This window comes from Nocardia sp. GTS18 (assembly GCF_013839555.1).
Taxonomy (GTDB): domain Bacteria; phylum Actinomycetota; class Actinomycetes; order Mycobacteriales; family Mycobacteriaceae; genus Nocardia; species Nocardia rosealba.
Window position 1 is genome coordinate 56,924 of sequence record NZ_JACBIU010000022.1, and the last position, 20,214, is coordinate 77,137.

Consider the following 20,214-nt stretch of genomic DNA (forward strand, 5'->3'; position numbering starts at 1 on the left):
GGTGCGAAATGCACCCGGCGCCGAATCGTGTGATGGGTATTTTCGCGTCGGATGCCCGCAGCATCACCTAGGTGAGTAGCGGCCCCTACAGCCTCGCGCAAGCGCGACGGCCTCGGTCGCCGGCTTTCACCACGCGGAGTCAGGCATTCCACGGCGAAACGGCCCCGGGTGGCGGGAACCACCTGGGGCCGAGTCGGTTACAGCGGCGCGGTCAGTGCAGCCGGGTCAATCCAGCGGGCCGACAACGGATTCCGCGGCCGCCAGCAGTGCGCCGGACGCGGCCAGGTTCACCGCCGCCTCGATTTCGGGCGCGAGGTGACGGTCGGGGCCGGGACCGGGGACGCGGGTCCGCAGGGCATCGCGCACAGCTGCCGTGGCGGGCGACGGTGTGAGCGGCGCACGCAGGTCGAGGGCGCGGGCCGCGGTGAGCGCCTCGATGGCCAGCACGCGGGTGAGGCCGTCGATGGCGCGGCGCAGTTTGCGGGCGGCCGACCAGCCCATGGACACGTGGTCCTCCTGCATGGCCGAGGACGGGATCGAGTCGACCGATGCGGGCGCGGCGAGGCGCTTGAGCTCGGAGACGAGCGCGGCCTGGGTGTACTGGGCGATCATGTGGCCGCTGTCGACACCGGGGTCGTCGGCGAGGAACGGCGGCAGCCCGTGGTTGCGCGCCTTGTCGAGGAAACGGTCGGTGCGACGCTCGCTGATACTGGCCACGTCGGCGACGACGATGGCGAGGAAGTCGAGCACGTACGCCACGGGGGCGCCGTGGAAATTGCCGTTGGACTCGACGCGGCCGTCCAGGGTGACCACCGGATTGTCGACGGCGCTGGCCAGTTCGTACCCCGCGACCCGCTCGGCGTGGGCGAGGGTGTCGCGGGCGCCACCGGCCACCTGCGGTGCGCAGCGCAGCGAGTAGGCGTCCTGCACCACGGTGCAGTCGGGGGTGGCATGACTGGCGACGATCGCCGAATCGGCCAGCAGCCGGGTCATGTTCGCGGCGGCGACCGCCTGGCCCGGCTGCGGGCGCAGCGCCTGCAGGTCGGCGGCGAACACCTTGTCGGTACCGAGCAGGCCTTCGACGCTCATGGCGGCGGTGACATCGGCCAGCCGCAGCAGCGCGCGCAGATCGTGACAGGCGAGCAGCAGCATCCCGAGCATGCCGTCGGTGCCGTTGATGAGGGCGAGCCCCTCCTTCTCCGCCAGCTCCACCGGTGCGATCCCGGCGGCGGCGAGCGCCTGAGCGGCGGGCATCGCGGTGCCGCTCGCGTCGCGGACCGTGCCCTCCCCGATGACGGCGAGGGCCACATGGGCCAGCGGTGCGAGATCACCGGAGCAGCCGAGGCTGCCGTATTCGTGGACCACCGGTGTGATTCCCGCCGACAACAGCGCGGCGTAGGTCTCGGCGACCACCGGTCGCACCCCGGTGCGGCCGGTGGCCAGCGTCGAGAGACGGAGCAGCATGAGGGCGCGCACGACCTCCCGCTCCACTTCGGCCCCCGATCCGGCGGCATGCGAGCGGATGAGGCTGCGCTGCAATTGCTTACGCGACTCCTGCGGGATGTGGCGCACGGCGAGCGCACCGAACCCGGTCGACACCCCGTACACCGGTCGCGGGTCGGCGGCCAGCGCCTCGATGCGCTCGCGGCTTTCGCCCATGGCGGCCAGCGCCTCCTCGGCCAGCCGCACCGCGGCGCCCTCCCGTGCCACCCGCACCACGTCGGCGGGTGACACCGGACCGGTGCCGACGACGACCGGTTCCAGCGTGACCGACCGGTTCGAGTCGATACCCACGATATTTCTCCATTCCGAATAAGCGTGCAGGACAGGCAACTTCAGGCGACGTCGGCCGGTACGGCCACCGGTTCGGGTTCGGCGGTCGCCGGCCGCACCCACAGGCGGTAGGCGATGCCGAGCAGCGCGAGCCACGCCACGCCGACCACGAGGGCCACCCGGCTGTCGGCGTCGAAGGCGATCACCCCGATCACGAACACCAGGAACGCGATGGTGATCAGCTGGCCGTAGGGCCACAGCGGCACCGGGAATTTCAGTGCGGCGACCTGTTCGGGGCTCATCCCGCGCCGCGAGCGCAGGTGCGCGAGCAGGATCATCAGCCAGACGAAGATGGTGGCGAAGGTGGCGATCGAGGCGATCACCAGGAACACCTTGTCGGGAATCAGGTAGTTCAGCAGCACGCCCACCAGCAGGGTGACGGTCATGATGACCACCGTCATCCACGGCACCCCGTTGCGCGAGACCCGCTTCATCGCCGCGGGCGCCTGGCCGCGCTGGGCCATGCCGTACATCATCCGGCCCGCACCGAAGATGTCACTGTTGACCGCCGACAGCGCGGCCGTGATGACGACGACGTTGAGCACCGCCGCGGCAGGTCCGAGGCCGAGGCTCTGGAAAATCTGCACGAACGGGCTGCCCTCGTCGCCGATCGTGCGCCAGGAGTCGATCGCCATGATCACCGCGAGGGTGAGCACGTAGAACACGATGATGCGCACGGGCACGGTGTTGATCGCGCGCGGGATGGTGCGCTGTGGGTTCTCGGCCTCGCCCGCGGTGATGCCGATGATCTCGGTACCGCCGAAGGCGAACATCACGATGGCGAAGCAGGCGATGAAGCCGCCGATTCCGGTGGCGAAGAAGCCGCCGTCGGCCCACAGGTTCTGCACGCCCGCGCTGGTGTCGTGGAGGCCGAAGCCGAAGATCAGCACGGCGATACCGCCGGCGATCATCGCCACGATGGCAACGATCTTGACCAGGCTGAACCAGAACTCCACCTCACCGAAGACCTTCACGCTGAGCAGGTTGATCGCGCCGATGAAGAAGATGACCGAGAGCACCCAGATCCAGCGTGGCACGTCCGGGTACCAGAACCCCATGTACACACCGAACGCGGTGACGTCGGCCAGGCACACGATGAGCATTTCGAAGGTGTAGGTCCAGCCGGTGAAAAAGCCCGCGAGCGGGCCGAGGTGCTGGCTGGCGTATTCACCGAACGAGCCCGCGACCGGGTTGCTCACCGCCATCTCGCCCAGCGCGCGCAGCACGAGGAACACGGCGGCGCCGCCGATCAGATACGCCAGCAGCACCGAGGGACCGGCCCGGTGGATCGCCTCCGCGGACCCGTAGAACAGGCCGGTGCCGATGGCCGAGCCGAGCGCGATGAAACGGATGTGGCGGGCGGTGAGGCCGCGGGTGAGCGCGGCGGCGGGCTTGTTCAAACCATTCTCCCGGGATCGGAAAGGGCGCAGGGTCGCCGGTGATGCCCGGTCTCTTCGCCTGTGGGGCCGGTCACAACGACCCCTACATGTATATGCCTGTCTATACAGCCATGTCAATGGCCAGTTATCGTCTGGCACCGTAGCGCTTGACTATCCTGTATAGACAGGCATATACATAGCAGGCGTGATCCGCCGCACAGCCCGCCGCCAGGAGGACAACCCGTGCCAACCACCGTGCTGCGCGATATCGGCACCCTCGTCACCAACGACCCGGCCCTCGGGGACGGCCCGCTCGGATTGCGCCGCGACGCGGCCGTCGTCTTCGACGACGCGCAGGTGGTGTGGGTGGGTGACAGCGCCGACGCCCCGGCCGCCGATCAGGCGGTCGACCTCGACGGTCGTGCGGTGCTGCCCGGTTTCGTCGAATCGCATTCGCACCTGGTCTTCGCCGGTGACCGCGCCGAGGAGTTCGCCGCACGCATGTCCGGCCGCCCCTACGGCGCGGGCGGCATCCGCACGACGATCGCGGCGACGCGCGCGGCGACCGACGAGCAACTCGATGCGACTGTGCGGCGTCTGCTCGCCGAGTCGCTGCGGGCGGGCAGCACGACGGTCGAGATCAAGAGCGGCTACGGGCAGACCGTGGACGACGAATGGCGCAGCGTGCGCATCGCGGGTCGCCACACCGACGAGGTGACCCTGCTGGCCGCGCATGTTCCGCCACCCGAATACGCCGGGCGCGCGGACGATTACGTGGCCATGGTGTGCGCGCAGATGATTCCGCGCTGTGCGCCCGAGGCCCGGTGGATCGATGTGTTCTGCGAGCAGGGCGCCTTCGACCGGGACCAGTCGCATGCCGTGCTCAGCGCCGGCATCGCGCACGGGTTGGTGCCGCGGGTGCACGGCAATCAGCTGCACCAGGGGCCGGGCGTGCAGCTCGCCGTCGAACTCGGGGCCGCGTCGGTCGATCACGTCGCCCATGTCAGCGGTGCCGATATCGACGCGCTCGCGAACAGCGACACCGTGGCGACGCTGCTGCCCAGCGCCGACTTCTGCACGCGCAACAGCTATCCCGATGCGCGGGCGCTGCTCGACGCCGGGATCACCGTGGCCCTCGGCGCCGACTGCAACCCGGGTACGAGCTACACCACCAGCCTGCCGTTCTGTATCGCCTTGGCCGTGCGTGAGCTGCACATGACGCCGGACGAGGCGGTCTGGGCGGCGACCGCGGGTGGAGCGAAAGCGTTGCGGCGCGGCGATATCGGCGCCCTCTCCCCCGGCAGGCGGGCCGACGCCGTCGCGTTGGACGCGCCGTCACATCTGCATCTGGCCTACCGTCCCGGCGTTCCGCTCGTGCGCCAGGTGTGGCGCGGCGGCGTGCTCGCATCGAACTGAGGTGTCCCCCATGACTTCCTGGACCGGCCGCGTCGACGGCACGTCACCCGAGCATCTGCGCTGGCATCAGGCCGTCGCACCCTATGAACCCGGCGCCGACCCCGGCGCGTGCGTGTTCGTCGGCTTCGCCAGCGACGAAGGCGTGCGCCGCAACAAGGGACGGCCGGGCGCCGCCGACGGACCCGACGCCCTGCGCCGCGCGCTGTCGCCGATGGCACTGCCCGGCCCGCTGCGCGCGTTCGACGCGGGCACGATCGCGGTCACCGATCAGCGGCTCGAGGACGGCCAGCGCAGGCTCGGCGACACCGTGACCGCGCTGCTGGACGCGGGTGCCTTCCCGATCGTCCTCGGGGGCGGGCACGAGGTCGCCTTCGGCACCTACCTCGGCCTCGCAGGCGCCGAGCGCGCCAGGGACGCCACGATCGGAATACTGAACCTCGACGCACATTTCGATCTGCGCCCCGATCCGGTACCGAGCTCGGGAACCCCGTTCCGGCAGATCCTCGAATCCGGCGACGACGTGCGGTACGCGGTGCTCGGGATCAGCCAGCCGGCCAACACGACGATCCTGTTCGACACGGCCGAATGGTTCGGCGTGCGCTATCTGCTCGACGACGACTGCACCGCCGAGCGTGCGCGATCCTTCGTCGCGGACTTCCTCGCCGGCATCGACCTGCTGTACCTCACCATCGACCTCGACGTCCTGCCCGCCGCGGTAGCGCCGGGTGTCAGCGCGCCCGCCGCGTTCGGTGTCGCGCTGCCCATCGTGCAGGCCGTCTGCGACCAGGCCGCCGCGAGCGGCAAACTCGTGGTCGCCGATGTCGCCGAACTCAACCCGGCTCTCGACATCGACAACCGCACCGCCCGCACCGCCGCCCGGCTCCTGCACCGCCTCGTCACCCGGCACGTCCCTCAGAAGTAGCGCACACCGACGTAGACCCAGGCGACGACGCAGCTGAACACAGTGACGACCGCACCGTATTTCGTGAACTGCCAGAAGCTGATTCGCTGGCCTGCCCGGGCGGCGATACCGAGCGCGACGACATTCGCGCTCGCCGCGACCGCCGTGCCGTTGCCGCCGAAGTCGGCGCCGAGCGCGAACGCCCACCACAGCGACCGGGCGGTCTCGGGGTCGGGAGCGTCCGCCACGATGCCCTCCACGACCGGTGCCATGGTCGCCGTGTAGGGGATGTTGTCCACGAACGCGCCGAGCAGCGCGGAGCCGAAGACGAGTGCGGTGGCGGCGAGGAAATAGTCGTCGCCCACCCAGGTGCTCGCCGCCGCCCCGACCGCGGCGATCACCCCGGTGTGCACCAGGCCGGCGACCATCACGAACAGGCCCATGAAGAACACCAGCGTCGGCCATTCCACTTCGTGCAGGACATCCCCGATGTCGAGCCCGGACACCAGCACCATCACCCCCGCGCCCACCAGTGCGATCACCGACGGGGCCACGTGCACCACACTGTGCAGGCAGAACCCGGCCACCACCGCGGCCAGCACGATCAGCGACCGCACGAGCAGTTTCGGGTCGCGGATCGCGCGCCGCTCCCGCAGGGCGAGCACGGCCTCGACCGAGTCCGGGTCGGTACGCAGCGCCGAACGGAACAACACACGCGTGAACAGCACGAACAGCGCGAAGACCAGCACCACGATCGGGGCCATGTGCACCAGGAAGTCGTTGAAGCTCAGGCCCGCCCGGCTGGCGATGATGATGTTGGGTGGGTCGCCGATCAGCGTCGCCGCGCCACCGATGTTCGCGGCGAGCACCTCCGCGATCAGGAAGGGCTGCGCGCCGAGGCCGAGCCTGCGGCACACCACCAGCGTCACCGGGGCGATCAGCATGATGATGGTGACGTTGTCGAGGAATGGTGAGGCCACGGCGGTGATCAGCATCAGCATCACCATCAACCGGTAGGGATTGCCGCGAGAACGTTTCGCCGACCAGATCGCCAGGTAGTCGAACAGACCCGTCTGCTTGACGACGCCGACGATGATCATCATGCCGAGCAGCAGGAAGATGACGTTCCAGTCGATGCCCGCGTGCGGTGAGAAGAACACCTGCTCGCCGGGGATCAGCCCGAGGACCGCCATCAGGCCGGCGGCGATCAGCACGGTCTTCACCTTGTCGACACGCTCCGTGGCGATGAAGAAGAACGCCACCACGAAGATGGTCACGGCGAGGACGGCGGCCATCGTCGGCGCCGATCAGTCGCCGGGGCCGGCGAGGGCGAGGCTGGTCAGCAGCCGTTCGAGGGTGATCGCCCCGCACAGGGTGCGGGCCCGGTCGACGACCGCGATGAGCGGACTGTGCTTGCGCGCCATCAGGATCGCGATCTCGAGCAAGGTGGCATCGGGGGTCACCGTGGCCGGTCGCGGTGCGCCGTCGGCCAGGCAGTCGCCGACGGTGAGGCTGCCGGGTTCCTGCCAGAACAGGTCGGCGTGCACCTCGTCGATGGTGCGGACCAGGGTGGTGTCGTCCTGATACGACGCCGGGATGGCCAGGCGCAGCACCTGGGTGCCGGGCAATACGGCCACCGGCCGGTCCTCGGCGTCGACCACGACCAGACCGGGCAAACGGTTGACGACCATCACCCGCACCGCGCGGGCCACCGGGTCGGTGGTGCGGACGGTCGGCAGGTTCATCGCGATATCGCGTGCGCGCATGGCTCGGCTCCGGGGTGATTCGACGGTGCTCACGACTCGGCCCGCTGTCCGGCGAGCCGCTCGACCCGCTGCTCGAGCCGGCGCAGCCGCTCGGCGAGGGGGCTGGTTTGCATCAGCTCGGCCACGTGGTCGGCTTCCTCGGGTTCGAGCGCGAGGTCGACGCTCGGCTCGTCACTGCCGGGGGCGTACACGAGCAGCCTGCGCCCGCCTGCCGACTCGGTGAGCAGTGCGAAGTCGATGCCGCGACCGGTGCGGAAATGGTGCAGCACCCCGGTTCCGGGGATCGTCGTCCTGTCGGTATCCATCCGGGCGGTCCTTCCCCTGACACGGTCGAATGCGTGCGGATTCGAGTCTGGTGCGCGCGCGGGGCGGCGACCATCGGCGCCGGCACCCATTTCCGGCACCCGTCCGGCGGTCGTGCGCACGCGCGGATGGGTGTCACACCCGATGGACAGCGGCCGGGTGCGTCAGCATGCTGGGAGCTATGAAGCGTCTCGCGAGGGTGCGAGCAGGACGAGAGCAGCGCACGCCGGTGACGGCGCTGTTCTGGCGGATCTGCCTGCTCAACGGTGTGGTGTTCACGCTCGGCACGCTGATCCTCGCGCTCTCCCCCGCCACCGTGTCGGCCCGGCTGCGCTTGACCGAGGTGCCGGTGCTGGTGATCGGTCTCGCGGTGATCCTCACCGCCAACGCGCTTGCGCTGCGCACCAGCCTGGCGCCCCTCGACGAACTTGTCACGGCCATGCGCCGCGTCGACCCGCCACGACGCGCGGTGCGTTTCGACCGGCGCGCCAGTGGGGACTTCCACCGGCTGATCGAGACCTTCAACGCGATGCTCGACCGGCTCGAGGCCGAGCGATCGGCGGCCGGAGCCACGGCGCTCGCCGCACAGGAAGGTGAGCGTCAGCGGATCGCCCGCGAACTGCACGACGAGATCGGCCAGAGCCTGACCGTGGCGTTGTTGCGGCTGAAACGGGTCGTGGACCGCGCACCGGAGGAATTGCGGGACGAGGTGACCGACGCGCAGGAAACGGTGCGCGGATGTCTCGACGAGGTGCGCGGTATCGCGTCACGATTGCGGCCCGACGTGCTCGACGACCTCGGGCTGCACAGTGCCGTCACCGCGCTGTGCCACGAATTCACCCGCAGCGCGGGCATTTCCGTGCACCGCGAGGTCGACCCGTCGATCAGCAGACTCGACCCGGCGGTCGAACTCGTCTGCTACCGCATCGCCCAGGAGAGCCTGACCAACGTACTGCGCCACTCGGGTGCCGACCAGGTGAGCCTGCGGCTGGCCGGCCACGCCGACTCCGTGGTGCTTCGCGTGCGCGACAACGGGTGCGGCGGGGTGATCACCGAGGGTGCCGGAATCCGGGGGATGCGCGAACGCGCCATGCTCGTCGACGCGACGCTCACCATCACCACATCCGAAGACACCGGCACCGCCGTGGAGCTTGTTGTCCCGGTTCACCGCGCCGCACACGTCGGAGAACCGGTATGAGCACCCCCACCCGGATCCTGCTGGCCGACGACCACGCCTTGGTGCGCAGCGGGCTACGGCTGATCCTCGACAACGAACCCGACCTCACCGTGGTCGCCGAGGCGGCCAACGGCTACGACGCGGTGACCGCCCTGTCCGGCGAAACCGTCGACCTGGTGATCCTCGATATCGCGATGCCGAGGATGACCGGCATCCAGGCGGCGCGCGAGATCACCCGCGCGCATCCGGGCGTCCGCATGTTGATGCTGTCGATGTACGACAACGAGCAGTACTTCTTCGAGTCGCTCAAGGCGGGCGCCTCCGGGTACGTGCTCAAATCGGTCGCCGACCGCGACCTCATCGAGGCCTGCCGGGCGACGATGCGTGGCGAGCCGTTCCTGTACCCGGGTGCGGTCACCGCCCTGGTCCGCGACTATCTGCACCTGGCCCGCCAGGGTGGACGGCTGCCCGAGACCATTCTGACCGCCCGCGAAGAGGAGGTGCTCAAACTGATCGCCGAAGGGTATTCGGCGCGAGAGGTGGCGGCCGAACTGGTCATCAGTGTGAAGACCGTCGACCGCCATCGCGCCAATATCCTGCAGAAACTCGGCCTACGTGACCGGCTCGACCTGACCCGCTACGCGATCCGCTCAGGTCTGATCGAGCCGTGAGCCCCGATCATTCCGCGTTCGGGTCGATGCGCACCTTCGACTTGCGCCCGACCGTCGCCCGGACCACCGGTTCGACCACGCGTGCCGCGATCGGCCCCATCACGGCCATCAGCAGCACGTATGTGGTGGCCAGGGCGGCGAAGCTGTCGGGTACCGCGCCCGCGGCGACGGCGAGGCCGGCGATGACGATCGAGAACTCGCCGCGCGCGACCAGGGCAGCACCCGCGCGAGCCCGGCCCAGCTGGGAGGCGCCGGCCCGCTTGGCCGCCCACCAGCCGGTGTACAGCTTCGTCACCGTGGTGACCACGACCAGCAGGACCGCCCAGCCGAGGACCGGCGGAATGGTCGCCGGATCGGTGCTCAAGCCGAACAGCACGAAGAACATGGCGGCGAACAGGTCGCGCAGGGGTTCGAGAATCTTGGTCGCCTCGTGCGCGGTCGCCCCCGAGATCGCGATGCCGAGCAGGAACGCGCCGACCGCCGCCGACACCTGCACCGCCGAGGCGACACCGGCCACCAGCAGCGCCGAACCGAGCAGTTTGAGCAGGAAGATCTCGCGGTCCTCGCTGGCCACGATCGCCGACACGTACCGGCCGTACTTCAGCGCGACGATGAGCACCAGCGTCACCGCGACCAGCGCGATACCGACGGTGGTGAGCCCGGCCATGAAGCCGACACCCGCCAGCACGGCGGTGAGCACCGGCAGGTAGATCGCCATCGCCAGGTCCTCGAACACCAGGATCGACAGCACCACCGGTGTCTCGCGGTTACCGAGCCTGCCCAGGTCGTTGAGCACCTTGGCGACGATCCCCGAGGAGGAGATGTAGGTGACGCCCGCCATCGCGATGGCACCGGTCGGTCCGAGTCCCAGCCACAGCGCGACGATCACGCCCGGCGTGGCGTTGAGGACCAGGTCGAGCAGACCGGCGATCCACGACTTGCGCATGCCGGTGACCAATTCACCTGCGGTGTACTCCAAGCCGAGCAGCAACAGCAGCAGCACCACACCGATCTCGCTGGCGATGTGGATGAACTCCTCCACCTCGTGCAGCTCGATCAGCCCACCGGTGCCGAAGAGCAGACCCCCGAGCAGATAGAGCGGAATGGGTGAGAGGCCGATGCGGCCCGCGATGCGCCCGAGCACACCCAATCCGAAGAACACAGCCCCCAGCTGGATCAGCGCCAGCGTTGTTCCACTGATCTGCACGGGCTCAGCCGTCGGAGAGGATCGAAGCGGCAGCGTCGAGCCCGGCGGTCGTACCGACGATGACGACCATGTCGCCCCCGAGGAAACCGAACTCCGGTCCGGGCGAGGGGTGGACCTGACCGGCGCGCAGCACCGCGACGATGGAGGCCAGTGTCCGGGTCCGCATCTCCGTCTCGCCGAGGCGGCGGCCCGCGTAGGGCGAATCGGGCAGCACCGGCAGCGACCGGGTGCTCACACCGTCGAGATCGCGGTGTTCCTCCTGCAGTTGCGCGACGAGTCGCGGGGCACCGAGCAGGCTGGCGAGCGTGCGCGCTTCGCCGTCGGAGAGCGGGACCTGCACGGTGGTGTCGGGGTCGTCGATCTTGGTGAAGATCAGATCGGTGCCACCGTCGCGGTGGTCGACGACGCCGATGCGCCGAGCCACCTTGGTCAGCGAGAACTCTTTCCTGACACCGATTCCGGGCAGGGATGTGACTTCAACATTCATGGGATCACCTAACCTCAGCTAGGCGATACCTTACCTTCTCTTTACTATCGACACGGCCCGTCAGCCCGCGTCGAGCAATTTTCCGGCAGCCTCGAGGCCCTTGCCGGTGCCCACGACCACCACCAGGTCACCGGCGACGAAGATGAAATCGGTTCCCGGCGAAGGGGTCACCTCCCCCGCGCGGACCACCGCGACCACCGAGGCCTTGGTGCGGGTGCGCATGGCGGTGTCGCGCAGTGGACGCCCGTCGAACGGGCTGCCGCGATCGATGGCGAACTGTCTGGTCGACAGATCGTCGACACCGAGAGAGTCGGCCTTCTTCTGCACCACCTGCGGCGCACCGAGCAACCCCGCCAGGACACTGATCTCGGTGCTGGACAACGGAATCGAGGTCTTGGTCTCGGCGTCACCGGCACGGGACACGACCAGATCGACAGTGCCGTCACGGTGTTCGATCACGCCGATCCGGCGGCGGGCCTCCGCCAGCGGAAAGTCCTTGCACACGCCGATTCCCGGTAACGGCGTCACATCGATGTTCACGCCCACACAGTACGACGACCGCGCCCGTCGGTGCGGCCACCCCCGCGACGATGCTCGCCTGCCGCCGATCGTGACGCACCGCACGCCGCCGTTTCCGCCGGATCGATGGCGGTCACGACCGGGGCGCGGGCACCCGGCGGCGCACCGGTGCGGCAACAGCGATCGGCGCAACGGCTTGCGTATTCGGGCGAAGTTGTGTGTTGTTGATCGGTGACCAACACACCCGGAGACGCTTATCCACTCACGGACACGATGACCACCACGACGGCGGTACACGACGGCGTCACGGTCCTGACGGTGACCGGTGAGGTCGACCTGGCGACCGCGCCCGCCCTCGACGCCGCCATCGAGGCCATCCTCGCCGACAAGCCCGCGACCCTGGTGATCGACCTGACCGCGGTCGGGTTCCTCGCCTCGGCGGGCATGGCCACGCTGGTCGCGGCGCATCAACGCGCGGGCGAGGACACCGCCATCGCGGTGGTCGCCGACGGGCCGGCTACCAGCCGTCAGCTGAAGATGACCAGCCTCGACCAGGTGTTCGCCATGCACACCACCCTCGCCGACGCCCTGGCATCGCTGCGGTCGTGACCGCGTAGTCCACCGACGCCGACGCGCCGCATCCCGGAGTTGTCCGTGCTGCGGCGCGTCGCGTTGTGGTGGGTCAGCAGAGGCCGCGCAGCTGCTCGATCAGCTTGATCCGGCCCGCCGCGTTCTCGGCGATCGGGGTGACGTTGAGCGTGGTGACACCGGCCTCGGCGAACGCGGCGATGCGGTCCTTGACGAAGCCCTCTGACCCGATCAGCGACACATCGCGCACCAGGTCGTCGGGCACCGCGGCCGCGGCGGCCTGCTTGTCGCCGGCCAGGTAGAGCTCCTGGATGCGATCGGCGGCCTCGCCGTAGCCGTACTTGGTGGCCAGGGTGTGGTAGAAGTTCTTGCCCTTGGCGCCCATGCCGCCGATGTAGAGCGCCAGGTGCGGCTTCACGAACTCCAGCAGCGGCGTGACGTTCTCGCCGATCGCCAGCGCGGGACCCGCGTACACCTCGAGGTCGCCCAGCGACGGATCACGCTTGGCCTTGCCCGCGGCCAGCGCGTCACCCCAGACATCGTTCGCCTTCTCCGGCAGGAAGAAGATCGGCTGCCAACCCTCGGCGAGTTCGGCGGCCAGCTCAACGTTCTTGGGGCCGAGCGCGGCCAACAGCACCGGAATGTTCTCGCGCACCGGATGATTGATGAGCTTGAGCTCTTTGCCCAGGCCGGTGCCCCGGTCGGCGGGCAGCGGGATCTGGTAGTACTTGCCCTGGTAGTTCAGCTTCTCGCGCCGCCACACCTTGCGGCAGATCTCGATCAGTTCGCGGGTGCGCCCGATCGGGGCGTCGTAGGGCACGCCGTGGAAGCCCTCGATCACCTGCGGGCCGGACGCGCCGATGCCGAGGATGAACCGGCCGTCGGAGACGAAGTCCAGGCCCGCCGCCGTCATCGCGGTGAGGCTGGGGGTCCGGGTGTAGAGCTGCAGGATGCCCGAGGCCAGCTGCACCCGCTCGGTGCGCGCGGCCAGGAAGCCGAGCGCGCTCACCGCGTCGAACGAGTACGCCTCCGGCACGAAGACGACGTCGAGACCGGCCCGCTCCAGGTCGGCGACCTCGGCCGCCACCTCCTTGAAACCGCCCGAGTAGTTGATGCTCAATCCGATCCGCATGCACCCAACATAGACCCGGACCCACGGACGCACCCCGACCGGTCGGTCCGCGCCCACACCCGCTGGTCGGGCGGGGTGCGCGGGTGGGCACGCGGTAGCGTTGAGGGTGAAGCAATCCTCGTCGAAAGGCCACTCCGTCGTGTCGCAGCCCACCGTGTCACCCCAGCAGACCGCACCCTCCTTCGGTGACGTGACCCTGGAGCACTACCTGTCGGAGCTGGCCGCCAAGGTGCCCGCCCCCGGCGGTGGCGCGGTGGCCGCCCTGCACGTGGCCCAGGCCGCGGCGCTGGTCGCGATGGTCGCGCGCTACACCACCCGGGCCAAGGACGCCGAGAACCGGCCGGTGATCGACCGGATCATCGAGGCCGCCGACGCCGCCCGCGCCCGCTCGCTGGCGCTGGCCGATGCCGACGCGGCCGCGTTCACCGCCGTCGGCGCCGCCTACAAGCTGCCCAAGGACACCGACGATCAGGTCGCCGAGCGCACCGCCGCGATCAATGCCGCCCTGGTCGAGGCCGCCCGGGTGCCCGCCGCCGTGGTCGACGAGGCCGACGAGATCCTTTCCCTCGCAGGGGAACTGCTGCCGATCGGCAACCCGAACGTGGTCACCGACATCGGGGCCGCCGCCGACGCCGCCCGCGCCGCCGCGCAGAGTTCGCAGCTCAATATCGAGATCAATGTGGCCTCGCTGCCCGCCGCACTGGGTGACGATTTCGCAGCGGCACTGGTGCGGGTGGAGACCATCGCCGCACGCGCCGACGCCCTGCATGCCCAGGTCCTGCACGTCGTGCGCGGCTGAGCACAAGCCGACACTCCGATCGACCCGTAGGCCGTTACCACTTCGAGAGGTCCAGTTGATCATGGACGCCTAGACTCGGGAGACGCCTACGAGTGACCGAAGGGGTGGCGTTTATGAGAAACGCACTTCGTTTTCTGTTCGTCGCGATCATGGCGGCACTACTGGCCGCGTCCTGGTCGGGAGCCGCGTCCGCGGACCTGATCGGGGACCAGCGCACCCAGTACGGTGGCGGAACCTATGCCGAAGCGGACCTGTCCAACCACACCTTCACGGTGACCGCGAACGGCGAGACACGCGTGATGCCCGCCTCCATGGGCAAACCCGGTTTCGAGACACCCACCGGCACCTTCAGTGTGCTGGAGAAGGATCGGGCGGTGGTGTTCGATTCGCGCACCATCGGTATCCCGCTCGACGACCCGGAGGGCTACATCATCGACGGTGAGTACGCCGTGCGCCTGACCTGGGGTGGCGTGATGGTGCACTCGGCACCGTGGTCGGTGGACTCGCAGGGTAACGCCAACGTGAGCCACGGCTGCATCAATCTCTCGCCCGAGAACGCCGCCTGGTACTACGAGAACGTCGGCATCGGCGACCAGGTCTATATCCACTGGTGACGCGCTCGTCGCCCGCGCATTCGGCGAACACGGCGTCAGGGCAGTATCGTGCCCGTAATGAAATCGTTGCGGGACATTCCCTGACGGCGGATGCCTGATGAAGGTGGGGCGATGGATCGACCGGAAGCGCGCAGACCGATCGGGGCTCGACAGCAGGACCCGGGATCGGCTGGTGTTCCGCTCCGAGGTGCCCTGCCACGGCGCCGCAGCCGCGAGGCAGGCACCTCGGGAACCGGTGCCCGGCACCGGATAGAGGGTGGGCCGACCACGCCCGCGGGTATCCCGGTCGTCTCGCTGTCGGCTCCGGTGCCCGTGCGCGACGCCTTTGCCACCGATAGGCTCCCGATCGTGGGTGGGCCGATGGATCCCGGTGCGGGACAGGTAGATACGCCGTTCATCTTGCCGAACAACGGGCCCGATACCGACAAGCTGCCCATCGTCGGCGCCGGCTCCCCCGCGCCGGAACCGGCTGACGCGCAGGGCGAATGGGAGTCGTCCACTTCGGCCCGATCGGCATCGACGTGGCCCGCGTCGTCGTGGTTCGACTCGGCTCGACCGGAAACCGCTCGGCCGGAATCGGAGCGACCCGAATCGGTCCCCGAACCCGGGCGACATCGATCGGCTCGACCGGGATCGACTCCACAGGAATCGACATGGTCCGGATCGGCTCGGCCCGCGCCGGAATCGGCCTGGACCGAACCGGCGGCGCCCACGCCGGTCCGGCAGGAAGCGGCGACAGCACCGACCGAAGCTCCCGCTGCCCCGGCGCGCACGGGAGACGGCTGGGCGGATCGGTACACGGCGGAGTGGGAGCCGCGTCCGGCACCGGACTACAACGGTGACGACGAGGTCTTCGCGCGGATGATCGACCGGTCCAAGCGCAGGCGCACACCCCGGTGGGTGGCTCCGCTGGCCGCCTCGGTGGCCGGGGCGGTTCTCATCGGCGTCGGGTACTTCCAATTCGGTGGTCCCGCACCGGCTTCCACGTCGGCGAGCACCACGCTGTCCACCGTCGCCGCGCCCGCACCCGCCGTCGGGCACTGCCCGTCCGAACAGGTCGGCAGCCTCGTGCGCGGCAACGGTCCCGGCGGAACCGACAGCGGAGTATCGGCCATCATGGCCTTCCAGCACGCCTACTATGTCGCGCGGTCCGGCGATCAGGCGCGCACGCTGGTGGCCGGTGACGCCGCGCTGCCCACGGGCGCGCAGATCCAGTCGGGCATCGACACCATTCCGGTCGGCACCACGCACTGCCTCGACATCACGCCGGGCGCGTTCGCCGGACAGTACTTCGTGACGATCACCGAGTACCGGCCCGACGAGGTGCCGATCGTCTACAACCCGCAGCTGGTCGGCACGACCAAGGTGGGCGCCAAAACGCTGATCACCTCGATCGGGCCGGTCCGCTAGCTCCGGAAAGTGTTCAGGCCCTTGCCTTCTCGGCCGCGACCACCACGTGCCGCATGAGCAGCGCGGTGGTCACCGGGCCGACGCCACCGGGCACGGGGCTCAGGGCGGCGGCCTTGCCGTCGACCGAGGCGGCGTCGACATCGCCGACGATGCCACCGTCGGTTGCCTCGTTGGTGCCCACGTCGATCACCACGGCGCCCTCACGGATGTGCTTGCCGGTGACCAGGCCGATCCGGCCCGCGGCCGCGACCACGATGTCGGCGGCGGTGGTCACGGCGGCCAGGTCGGTGGTGCGCGAGTGCGCGACCGTGACGGTGGCGTTCTCGGCGAGCAGCAGCTGTGCGAGCGGCTTGCCGACGATATTGGAGCGGCCGACCACGGTGACGAGCTTGCCCTGCAACGCGATCGAGTGATGCTTCAGCAGCTCCACGACCGCCTCGGAGGTGGCGGGGACGAATCCGTCGAGGCCGGAGGCGAGCAGGCCGAGTGACAGCGGGCTCACACCGTCGACGTCCTTGCTCGCGGCGATCGCGGAGCTCACGTCGTCGAGGCTGACGCCGGCGGGCAGCGGGGTCTGCAGCATGATCGCGTCGGTGGCCGGGTCGGCGCTGCGGGCATCGAGTTCCGCGCGGATCTGCTCGGCGGTCGCGTCGGCGCCCAGATCGATCTTCTCGCAGGCGATGCCGAGCCGTTCGGCGGCCTTGCGCAGGGAGTTCACGTACCAGGCACTGGCCGGGTCGTCGTTGGCGACGACCAGCGCCAACGTGGGCGCGGTGCCCGCGTCGGTGAGCGCGGCGGCGCGCTGTTTCGAGTCGGCGTTGATGGCGGCGGCGAGTTCCTTGCCGGTCAGCGAAGCGGTATCCACGGTTGGTCAGCCTATCGGCCACCGGGTGCACCCCGAAGCGCCGGGCCGCGACGCGCCTGCCGACGGCGGGTTACCCGGACCGGACCGGCACCGGTCGTAGGGTGTCCGGCAGCTCTGCCATCAGCTCTGCCCGCATGTACGCCACCCGGAAGGTCGCGACTGTCGTGAAGATCTCGAGGCAATGGAAACAGCTCGCCGCAGCGGTCGCCGCGGTCGCGGCGGTCACGAGTGCCACGGTCGGCCCCGCCGCCGCCGAAGCGGACGTGACAGCCCTCTACAACTCGGCTCAGCGGCATTTCACCGACGGCGACCTCGACGCCGGGCGCGCCGACCTGCGCGCCCTCATCAGCGCCGACCCCGGTGATGCCGAAGCTCTTGCCCTGCACGCCATCTGGTCGCATCACGCCGGCGACGCGGCGGCGGTGAACGAGGCGATGCAGCGATTGGGCAGTCTCGATCCCGCGATGGCGGCGGGGACGCAGCGGGTGCTGCACGCGGTGACCGCCGCGGTGTCGACGCTGCCCAATCCGCTCCCCTCCCTCATCGGTCCCCAGACCGGCATCGTCGTGCTCGGGTACGGTCTGCTGCCCGACGGTGCGCTGCGCCCGGAACTGGAGAACCGGCTCACGGCCGCCTGGTTGCAGGCCGTCGCGGCGCCGTTCTCGCCGGTCGTCGTCACCGGCGGCAACCCGCAGAACGGGATCTCCGAGGCCGAGGCGATGCGGCGGTGGTTGATCGGGCGTGGGTTGCCCGCCGATCGGATCCATGTCGAGGACCGGGCCGGGTCGACGGTGCAGAACGCACTGTTCAGTACGAAGCTGCTGCGCGATCTCGGCGCGAACAGTGCGGTGGTGGTGACCTCGCCCAACCATATCCGGCGGGCGGTCGCGGACTTCATTGTCGCGGGAACGAATGTGGTGGGGGCTATGACGTCGTTGGAGCAGTTGGTCTCGCAGCTGCCGCCGCCTGACCGTGGTGCTCAGCGCGGGATCTATCTCGACGCGACGCGGACGTTCGAGCTCGACAGTTCGCGCTGACAGGCTGATCGAGGCGTACGAAACCACCTTGGTGTTTTGTGCACCACGGAGGTATTGGGCTGTATTTTTGGAGCGCTGGCGCGCTCGAGCGCGGCCCCTGGAGGGCCGCGAGTTAGCCACCGGTGCTCGCGCTTCGCGCATGCGCACCGGCGGCTAACTCGCGGCCGGGCCGCTACGCCGCTTCGCGGCGGACCCTCCTCGAGGTCGGGTCGTGCGGGGCTGGGAATGCGGTCATGGCGGACTCGAGTAGTGCCGTGTAGCTGGGTGTGCGGTAGGTGGCGGACTCGAGTGGCGCCGTGTCCTGGGAGTGCGGTAGGTGGCGCACTCGAGTAGTGCCGTGTGACCGGAATGCTGACATGGTGGATTGGGGGGATTCGCAGCTGGTTTTTGGGGCGGGCACAATCGGCGGATGGGTATTACCGGGTCTGTTGATGTAGTTGCTGCTTTGCGGCGGGCGGGATGTGTGTTCGCCGAAGAGGAGGGCGCGTTGCTGATCGAGGCGGCGGCTGCTGATTCGGCGCGGCTCGATGAGCTGGTGGCGCAGCGGGTTTCGGGGGTGCCGCTCGAATATCTGTTGGGGTGGGTGGAGTTTCGTGGGATGCGGGTCGGGGTGCGGGCGGGGGTGTTCGTGCCGCGTCAGCGGACTGCGTTCCTGGTCGAGCAGGCGCTGCGGGATGTGGCGGCGGAGTCGGTTCGTGTCGTCGATCTGTGTTGCGGTTGTGGGGCACTCGGGCTAACGGCTGCCACGGAACTGACCGGGCGTGGATGTTCGGTCGAGTTGATCGCCGCGGATATCGATCCGGTGGCGGTGGCGTGTGCGCGCGAGAATCTCGCTCCGCTGGACGCACCCGTGTACGAGGGTGACCTCTTCGACGCGCTCCCCACCGAACTGCGCGGGTGCGTCGACGTACTCCTCGCGAACACACCGTACGTGCCGAGCACCCGCATCGCCGATCTGCCGCCCGAAGCGCGCGAGCACGAGCCACTCGTCGCACTGGACGGTGGCGACGACGGTCTCGCGATCTTCCGCAGGGTCGCCGCGGGGGCGGCGCACTGGCTGGCACCCGGCGGCTCGGTATACGTGGAAACCGGGACGGGGCAGGTGGATTCGGCGCTGGCCGTGCTTCGCGAGCACGGATTGGCGCCCCGGGTCGAGCATTCCGAGGAGTACTACGCCACGGTGGTGATCGGCACCCGCCGGGACTGAGCAGACACAACGATGCCCCCGCCGACCATCGGGTCGGCGGGGGCATCGCGACGGCTACTTACGTCCGGTGAAGTGGTCCATCGAGTGGTACACGCCGACCGCGTTGAGGTACAGATCGCGGATCTTGATCGGCAGCAGACCGGTGAGCGCGCGGTTCATCCGCGAGGTCCACGGCAGCACCACCAGGGCGCCACCGTTCTTCATCTCCCGCCACGAGGTGTCGACGACGTCGTTCTGCTCGAGCATGGGGGTGAACAGGATGCCCTTGGCGCCGTCGAACATGCCGGTGTTGATGTAGGTGGGACAGACCGTTGTCACCTTCACGTGGTCGTGTCCGGCCTGCTCGAGCTCGAGCCGCACCGAATCCGACCAGCCGAGCGCCGCCCACTTCGACGCCGCGTACACCGCCATGCGCGGGTTGGCGACCAGACCGGCCGAGGACGCGATGTTGAGGATGCGGGCCTGACCGGCACCAGCCACCATGCCGGGCAGGAACTCGAGGGTGACGTACATCGGGGCCAGCGAGTTGATCGCCATGGTCTTGTCGATGTCGGCGCGGTTCTCGGTTTCCCAGAAGTAGGTGTTGCCGCGCACGATCCCGGCATTGTTGACCAGGATGTCGATGCCGCCGATCTCCTTGCGGACGGCCTCGCCGTTCTCGCGGATGGAGTCCTGCGACGACACGTCGACCACGTACTGATGCACCTTGCCGCCCTGCGCGGACAGCTGTGCGGCGGTCTCGCGCAAGGCGATCTCGTTGATGTCCCACAGCACCACCGCGTCGGCACCCTCACGCACCGCGTGCTCGGCGAACAGCTTGCCAAGACCCATGGCGGCGCCGGTGACCAGCACCCGCTTGCCCGCGACCGATTCCATCTTCATGTGCTACCTACCCCTGCTCGT

At 69.2% G+C, this 20,214-nt stretch carries 20 protein-coding genes and 1 pseudogene; 10 read left to right on the top strand and 11 right to left on the bottom strand.

Annotation, left to right across the window (positions count from 1 at the left end; translation table 11 throughout):
* Window positions 1-225: 225 nt before the first annotated feature.
* Together hutH and HYG95_RS17720 are read right to left on the bottom strand one after the other, a co-directional pair.
* Entirely contained in the window at window positions 226-1,794 is a 1,569-nt protein-coding gene (gene hutH, locus HYG95_RS17715) for a histidine ammonia-lyase (protein WP_181699121.1), read from the bottom strand.
* Between the two features lie 41 nt (window positions 1,795-1,835).
* Window positions 1,836-3,233, bottom strand: coding sequence for an amino acid permease (locus HYG95_RS17720; protein ID WP_181699122.1), 1,398 nt, complete (start codon window positions 3,231-3,233; stop codon window positions 1,836-1,838).
* A gap of 222 nt (window positions 3,234-3,455) precedes the next feature.
* Between HYG95_RS17720 and hutI the strand changes: the two genes are divergently transcribed.
* Together hutI and hutG are read left to right on the top strand one after the other, a co-directional pair.
* Window positions 3,456-4,628, top strand: a complete 1,173-nt coding sequence (gene hutI, locus HYG95_RS17725) for an imidazolonepropionase (RefSeq protein WP_181699124.1) — start codon at window positions 3,456-3,458, stop codon at window positions 4,626-4,628.
* A 10-nt stretch (window positions 4,629-4,638) separates the two neighbouring features.
* On the top strand, window positions 4,639-5,550 hold the full coding sequence (hutG, locus tag HYG95_RS17730; RefSeq protein WP_181699125.1) for a formimidoylglutamase: 912 nt from the start codon (window positions 4,639-4,641) through the stop codon (window positions 5,548-5,550).
* On the opposite strand, the gene HYG95_RS17735 is transcribed toward hutG, so the two are convergent.
* From HYG95_RS17735 to HYG95_RS17745, 3 genes are read right to left on the bottom strand one after another with little or no spacing between them, the layout of a single operon-like run.
* Window positions 5,541-6,824, bottom strand: coding sequence for an SLC13 family permease (locus HYG95_RS17735; protein WP_181699127.1), 1,284 nt, complete (start codon window positions 6,822-6,824; stop codon window positions 5,541-5,543). The two genes, hutG and HYG95_RS17735, sit on opposite strands and share 10 nt — an antisense overlap.
* Window positions 6,825-6,836: 12 nt before the next feature.
* Window positions 6,837-7,295 carry a CBS domain-containing protein gene (locus tag HYG95_RS17740; protein ID WP_067981335.1) on the bottom strand — a complete coding sequence of 153 codons (459 nt, stop codon included), beginning with the start codon at window positions 7,293-7,295 and terminating at the stop codon, window positions 6,837-6,839.
* A 29-nt stretch (window positions 7,296-7,324) separates the two neighbouring features.
* Window positions 7,325-7,600, bottom strand: coding sequence for a hypothetical protein (locus HYG95_RS17745; protein ID WP_181699129.1), 276 nt, complete (start codon window positions 7,598-7,600; stop codon window positions 7,325-7,327).
* Between the two features lie 179 nt (window positions 7,601-7,779).
* Here HYG95_RS17745 and HYG95_RS17750 point away from each other — a divergent pair, with 179 nt between their 5' ends.
* Together HYG95_RS17750 and HYG95_RS17755 are read left to right on the top strand one after the other, a co-directional pair.
* Entirely contained in the window at window positions 7,780-8,796 is a 1,017-nt protein-coding gene (locus HYG95_RS17750) for a sensor histidine kinase (RefSeq protein ID WP_181699130.1), read from the top strand.
* Window positions 8,793-9,446, top strand: a complete 654-nt coding sequence (locus HYG95_RS17755; protein ID WP_181699132.1) for a response regulator transcription factor — start codon at window positions 8,793-8,795, stop codon at window positions 9,444-9,446. Before HYG95_RS17750 ends, HYG95_RS17755 begins: the two co-directional genes overlap by 4 nt.
* A gap of 7 nt (window positions 9,447-9,453) precedes the next feature.
* On the opposite strand, the gene HYG95_RS17760 is transcribed toward HYG95_RS17755, so the two are convergent.
* Genes HYG95_RS17760 through HYG95_RS17770 form a run of 3 tightly spaced genes read right to left on the bottom strand, consistent with a single transcriptional unit; the run spans window position 9,454 to window position 11,680 of the window.
* Window positions 9,454-10,647 (bottom strand): cation:proton antiporter, encoded by a 1,194-nt coding sequence (locus HYG95_RS17760; RefSeq protein WP_157104744.1) that lies wholly within the window; start codon window positions 10,645-10,647, stop codon window positions 9,454-9,456.
* A 10-nt stretch (window positions 10,648-10,657) separates the two neighbouring features.
* Window positions 10,658-11,140, bottom strand: coding sequence for a cation:proton antiporter regulatory subunit (locus HYG95_RS17765; RefSeq protein WP_067491996.1), 483 nt, complete (start codon window positions 11,138-11,140; stop codon window positions 10,658-10,660).
* Window positions 11,141-11,200: 60 nt separating this feature from the next.
* On the bottom strand, window positions 11,201-11,680 hold the full coding sequence (locus HYG95_RS17770; protein WP_181699134.1) for a TrkA C-terminal domain-containing protein: 480 nt from the start codon (window positions 11,678-11,680) through the stop codon (window positions 11,201-11,203).
* A gap of 252 nt (window positions 11,681-11,932) precedes the next feature.
* On the opposite strand from HYG95_RS17770, the gene HYG95_RS17775 reads away from it, so the two are divergent.
* A complete protein-coding gene (locus HYG95_RS17775; protein WP_181699136.1) occupies window positions 11,933-12,268 on the top strand; it encodes an STAS domain-containing protein in 336 nt (111 codons plus the stop codon).
* Between the two features lie 73 nt (window positions 12,269-12,341).
* Here the strand turns inward: HYG95_RS17775 and HYG95_RS17780 are convergent, their stop codons facing one another.
* Window positions 12,342-13,379 (bottom strand): LLM class F420-dependent oxidoreductase, encoded by a 1,038-nt coding sequence (locus HYG95_RS17780; protein ID WP_181699137.1) that lies wholly within the window; start codon window positions 13,377-13,379, stop codon window positions 12,342-12,344.
* 139 nt (window positions 13,380-13,518) lie between these two features.
* On the opposite strand from HYG95_RS17780, the gene HYG95_RS17785 reads away from it, so the two are divergent.
* From HYG95_RS17785 to HYG95_RS17795, 3 genes and pseudogenes are all read left to right on the top strand, one after another.
* Window positions 13,519-14,178, top strand: coding sequence for a cyclodeaminase/cyclohydrolase family protein (locus tag HYG95_RS17785; RefSeq protein WP_181699139.1), 660 nt, complete (start codon window positions 13,519-13,521; stop codon window positions 14,176-14,178).
* A gap of 203 nt (window positions 14,179-14,381) precedes the next feature.
* A pseudogene (locus HYG95_RS17790) lies at window positions 14,382-14,792 on the top strand (L,D-transpeptidase); the annotation flags it as partial.
* Window positions 14,793-14,903: 111 nt separating this feature from the next.
* Window positions 14,904-16,202: a hypothetical protein gene (locus tag HYG95_RS17795; RefSeq protein WP_181699141.1), complete on the top strand. Its 1,299-nt coding sequence runs from the start codon at window positions 14,904-14,906 to the stop codon at window positions 16,200-16,202.
* A gap of 13 nt (window positions 16,203-16,215) precedes the next feature.
* Here the strand turns inward: HYG95_RS17795 and HYG95_RS17800 are convergent, their stop codons facing one another.
* Window positions 16,216-17,067 carry a bifunctional 5,10-methylenetetrahydrofolate dehydrogenase/5,10-methenyltetrahydrofolate cyclohydrolase gene (locus tag HYG95_RS17800; protein ID WP_181699143.1) on the bottom strand — a complete coding sequence of 284 codons (852 nt, stop codon included), beginning with the start codon at window positions 17,065-17,067 and terminating at the stop codon, window positions 16,216-16,218.
* Window positions 17,068-17,231: 164 nt separating this feature from the next.
* Here HYG95_RS17800 and HYG95_RS17805 point away from each other — a divergent pair, with 164 nt between their 5' ends.
* Complete coding sequence (locus tag HYG95_RS17805; protein WP_225282325.1) at window positions 17,232-18,104, top strand: YdcF family protein; 873 nt, start codon at window positions 17,232-17,234, stop codon at window positions 18,102-18,104.
* 409 nt (window positions 18,105-18,513) lie between these two features.
* Complete coding sequence (locus tag HYG95_RS17810; RefSeq protein WP_181699148.1) at window positions 18,514-19,311, top strand: putative protein N(5)-glutamine methyltransferase; 798 nt, start codon at window positions 18,514-18,516, stop codon at window positions 19,309-19,311.
* 54 nt (window positions 19,312-19,365) lie between these two features.
* Here HYG95_RS17810 and HYG95_RS17815 read toward each other — a convergent pair whose 3' ends face one another.
* The gene (locus HYG95_RS17815; protein ID WP_181699150.1) at window positions 19,366-20,193 is read right to left on the bottom strand and encodes an SDR family NAD(P)-dependent oxidoreductase; all 828 of its coding nucleotides are present in this window, start codon (window positions 20,191-20,193) and stop codon (window positions 19,366-19,368) included.
* Between the last annotated feature and the right edge of the window lie 21 nt (window positions 20,194-20,214).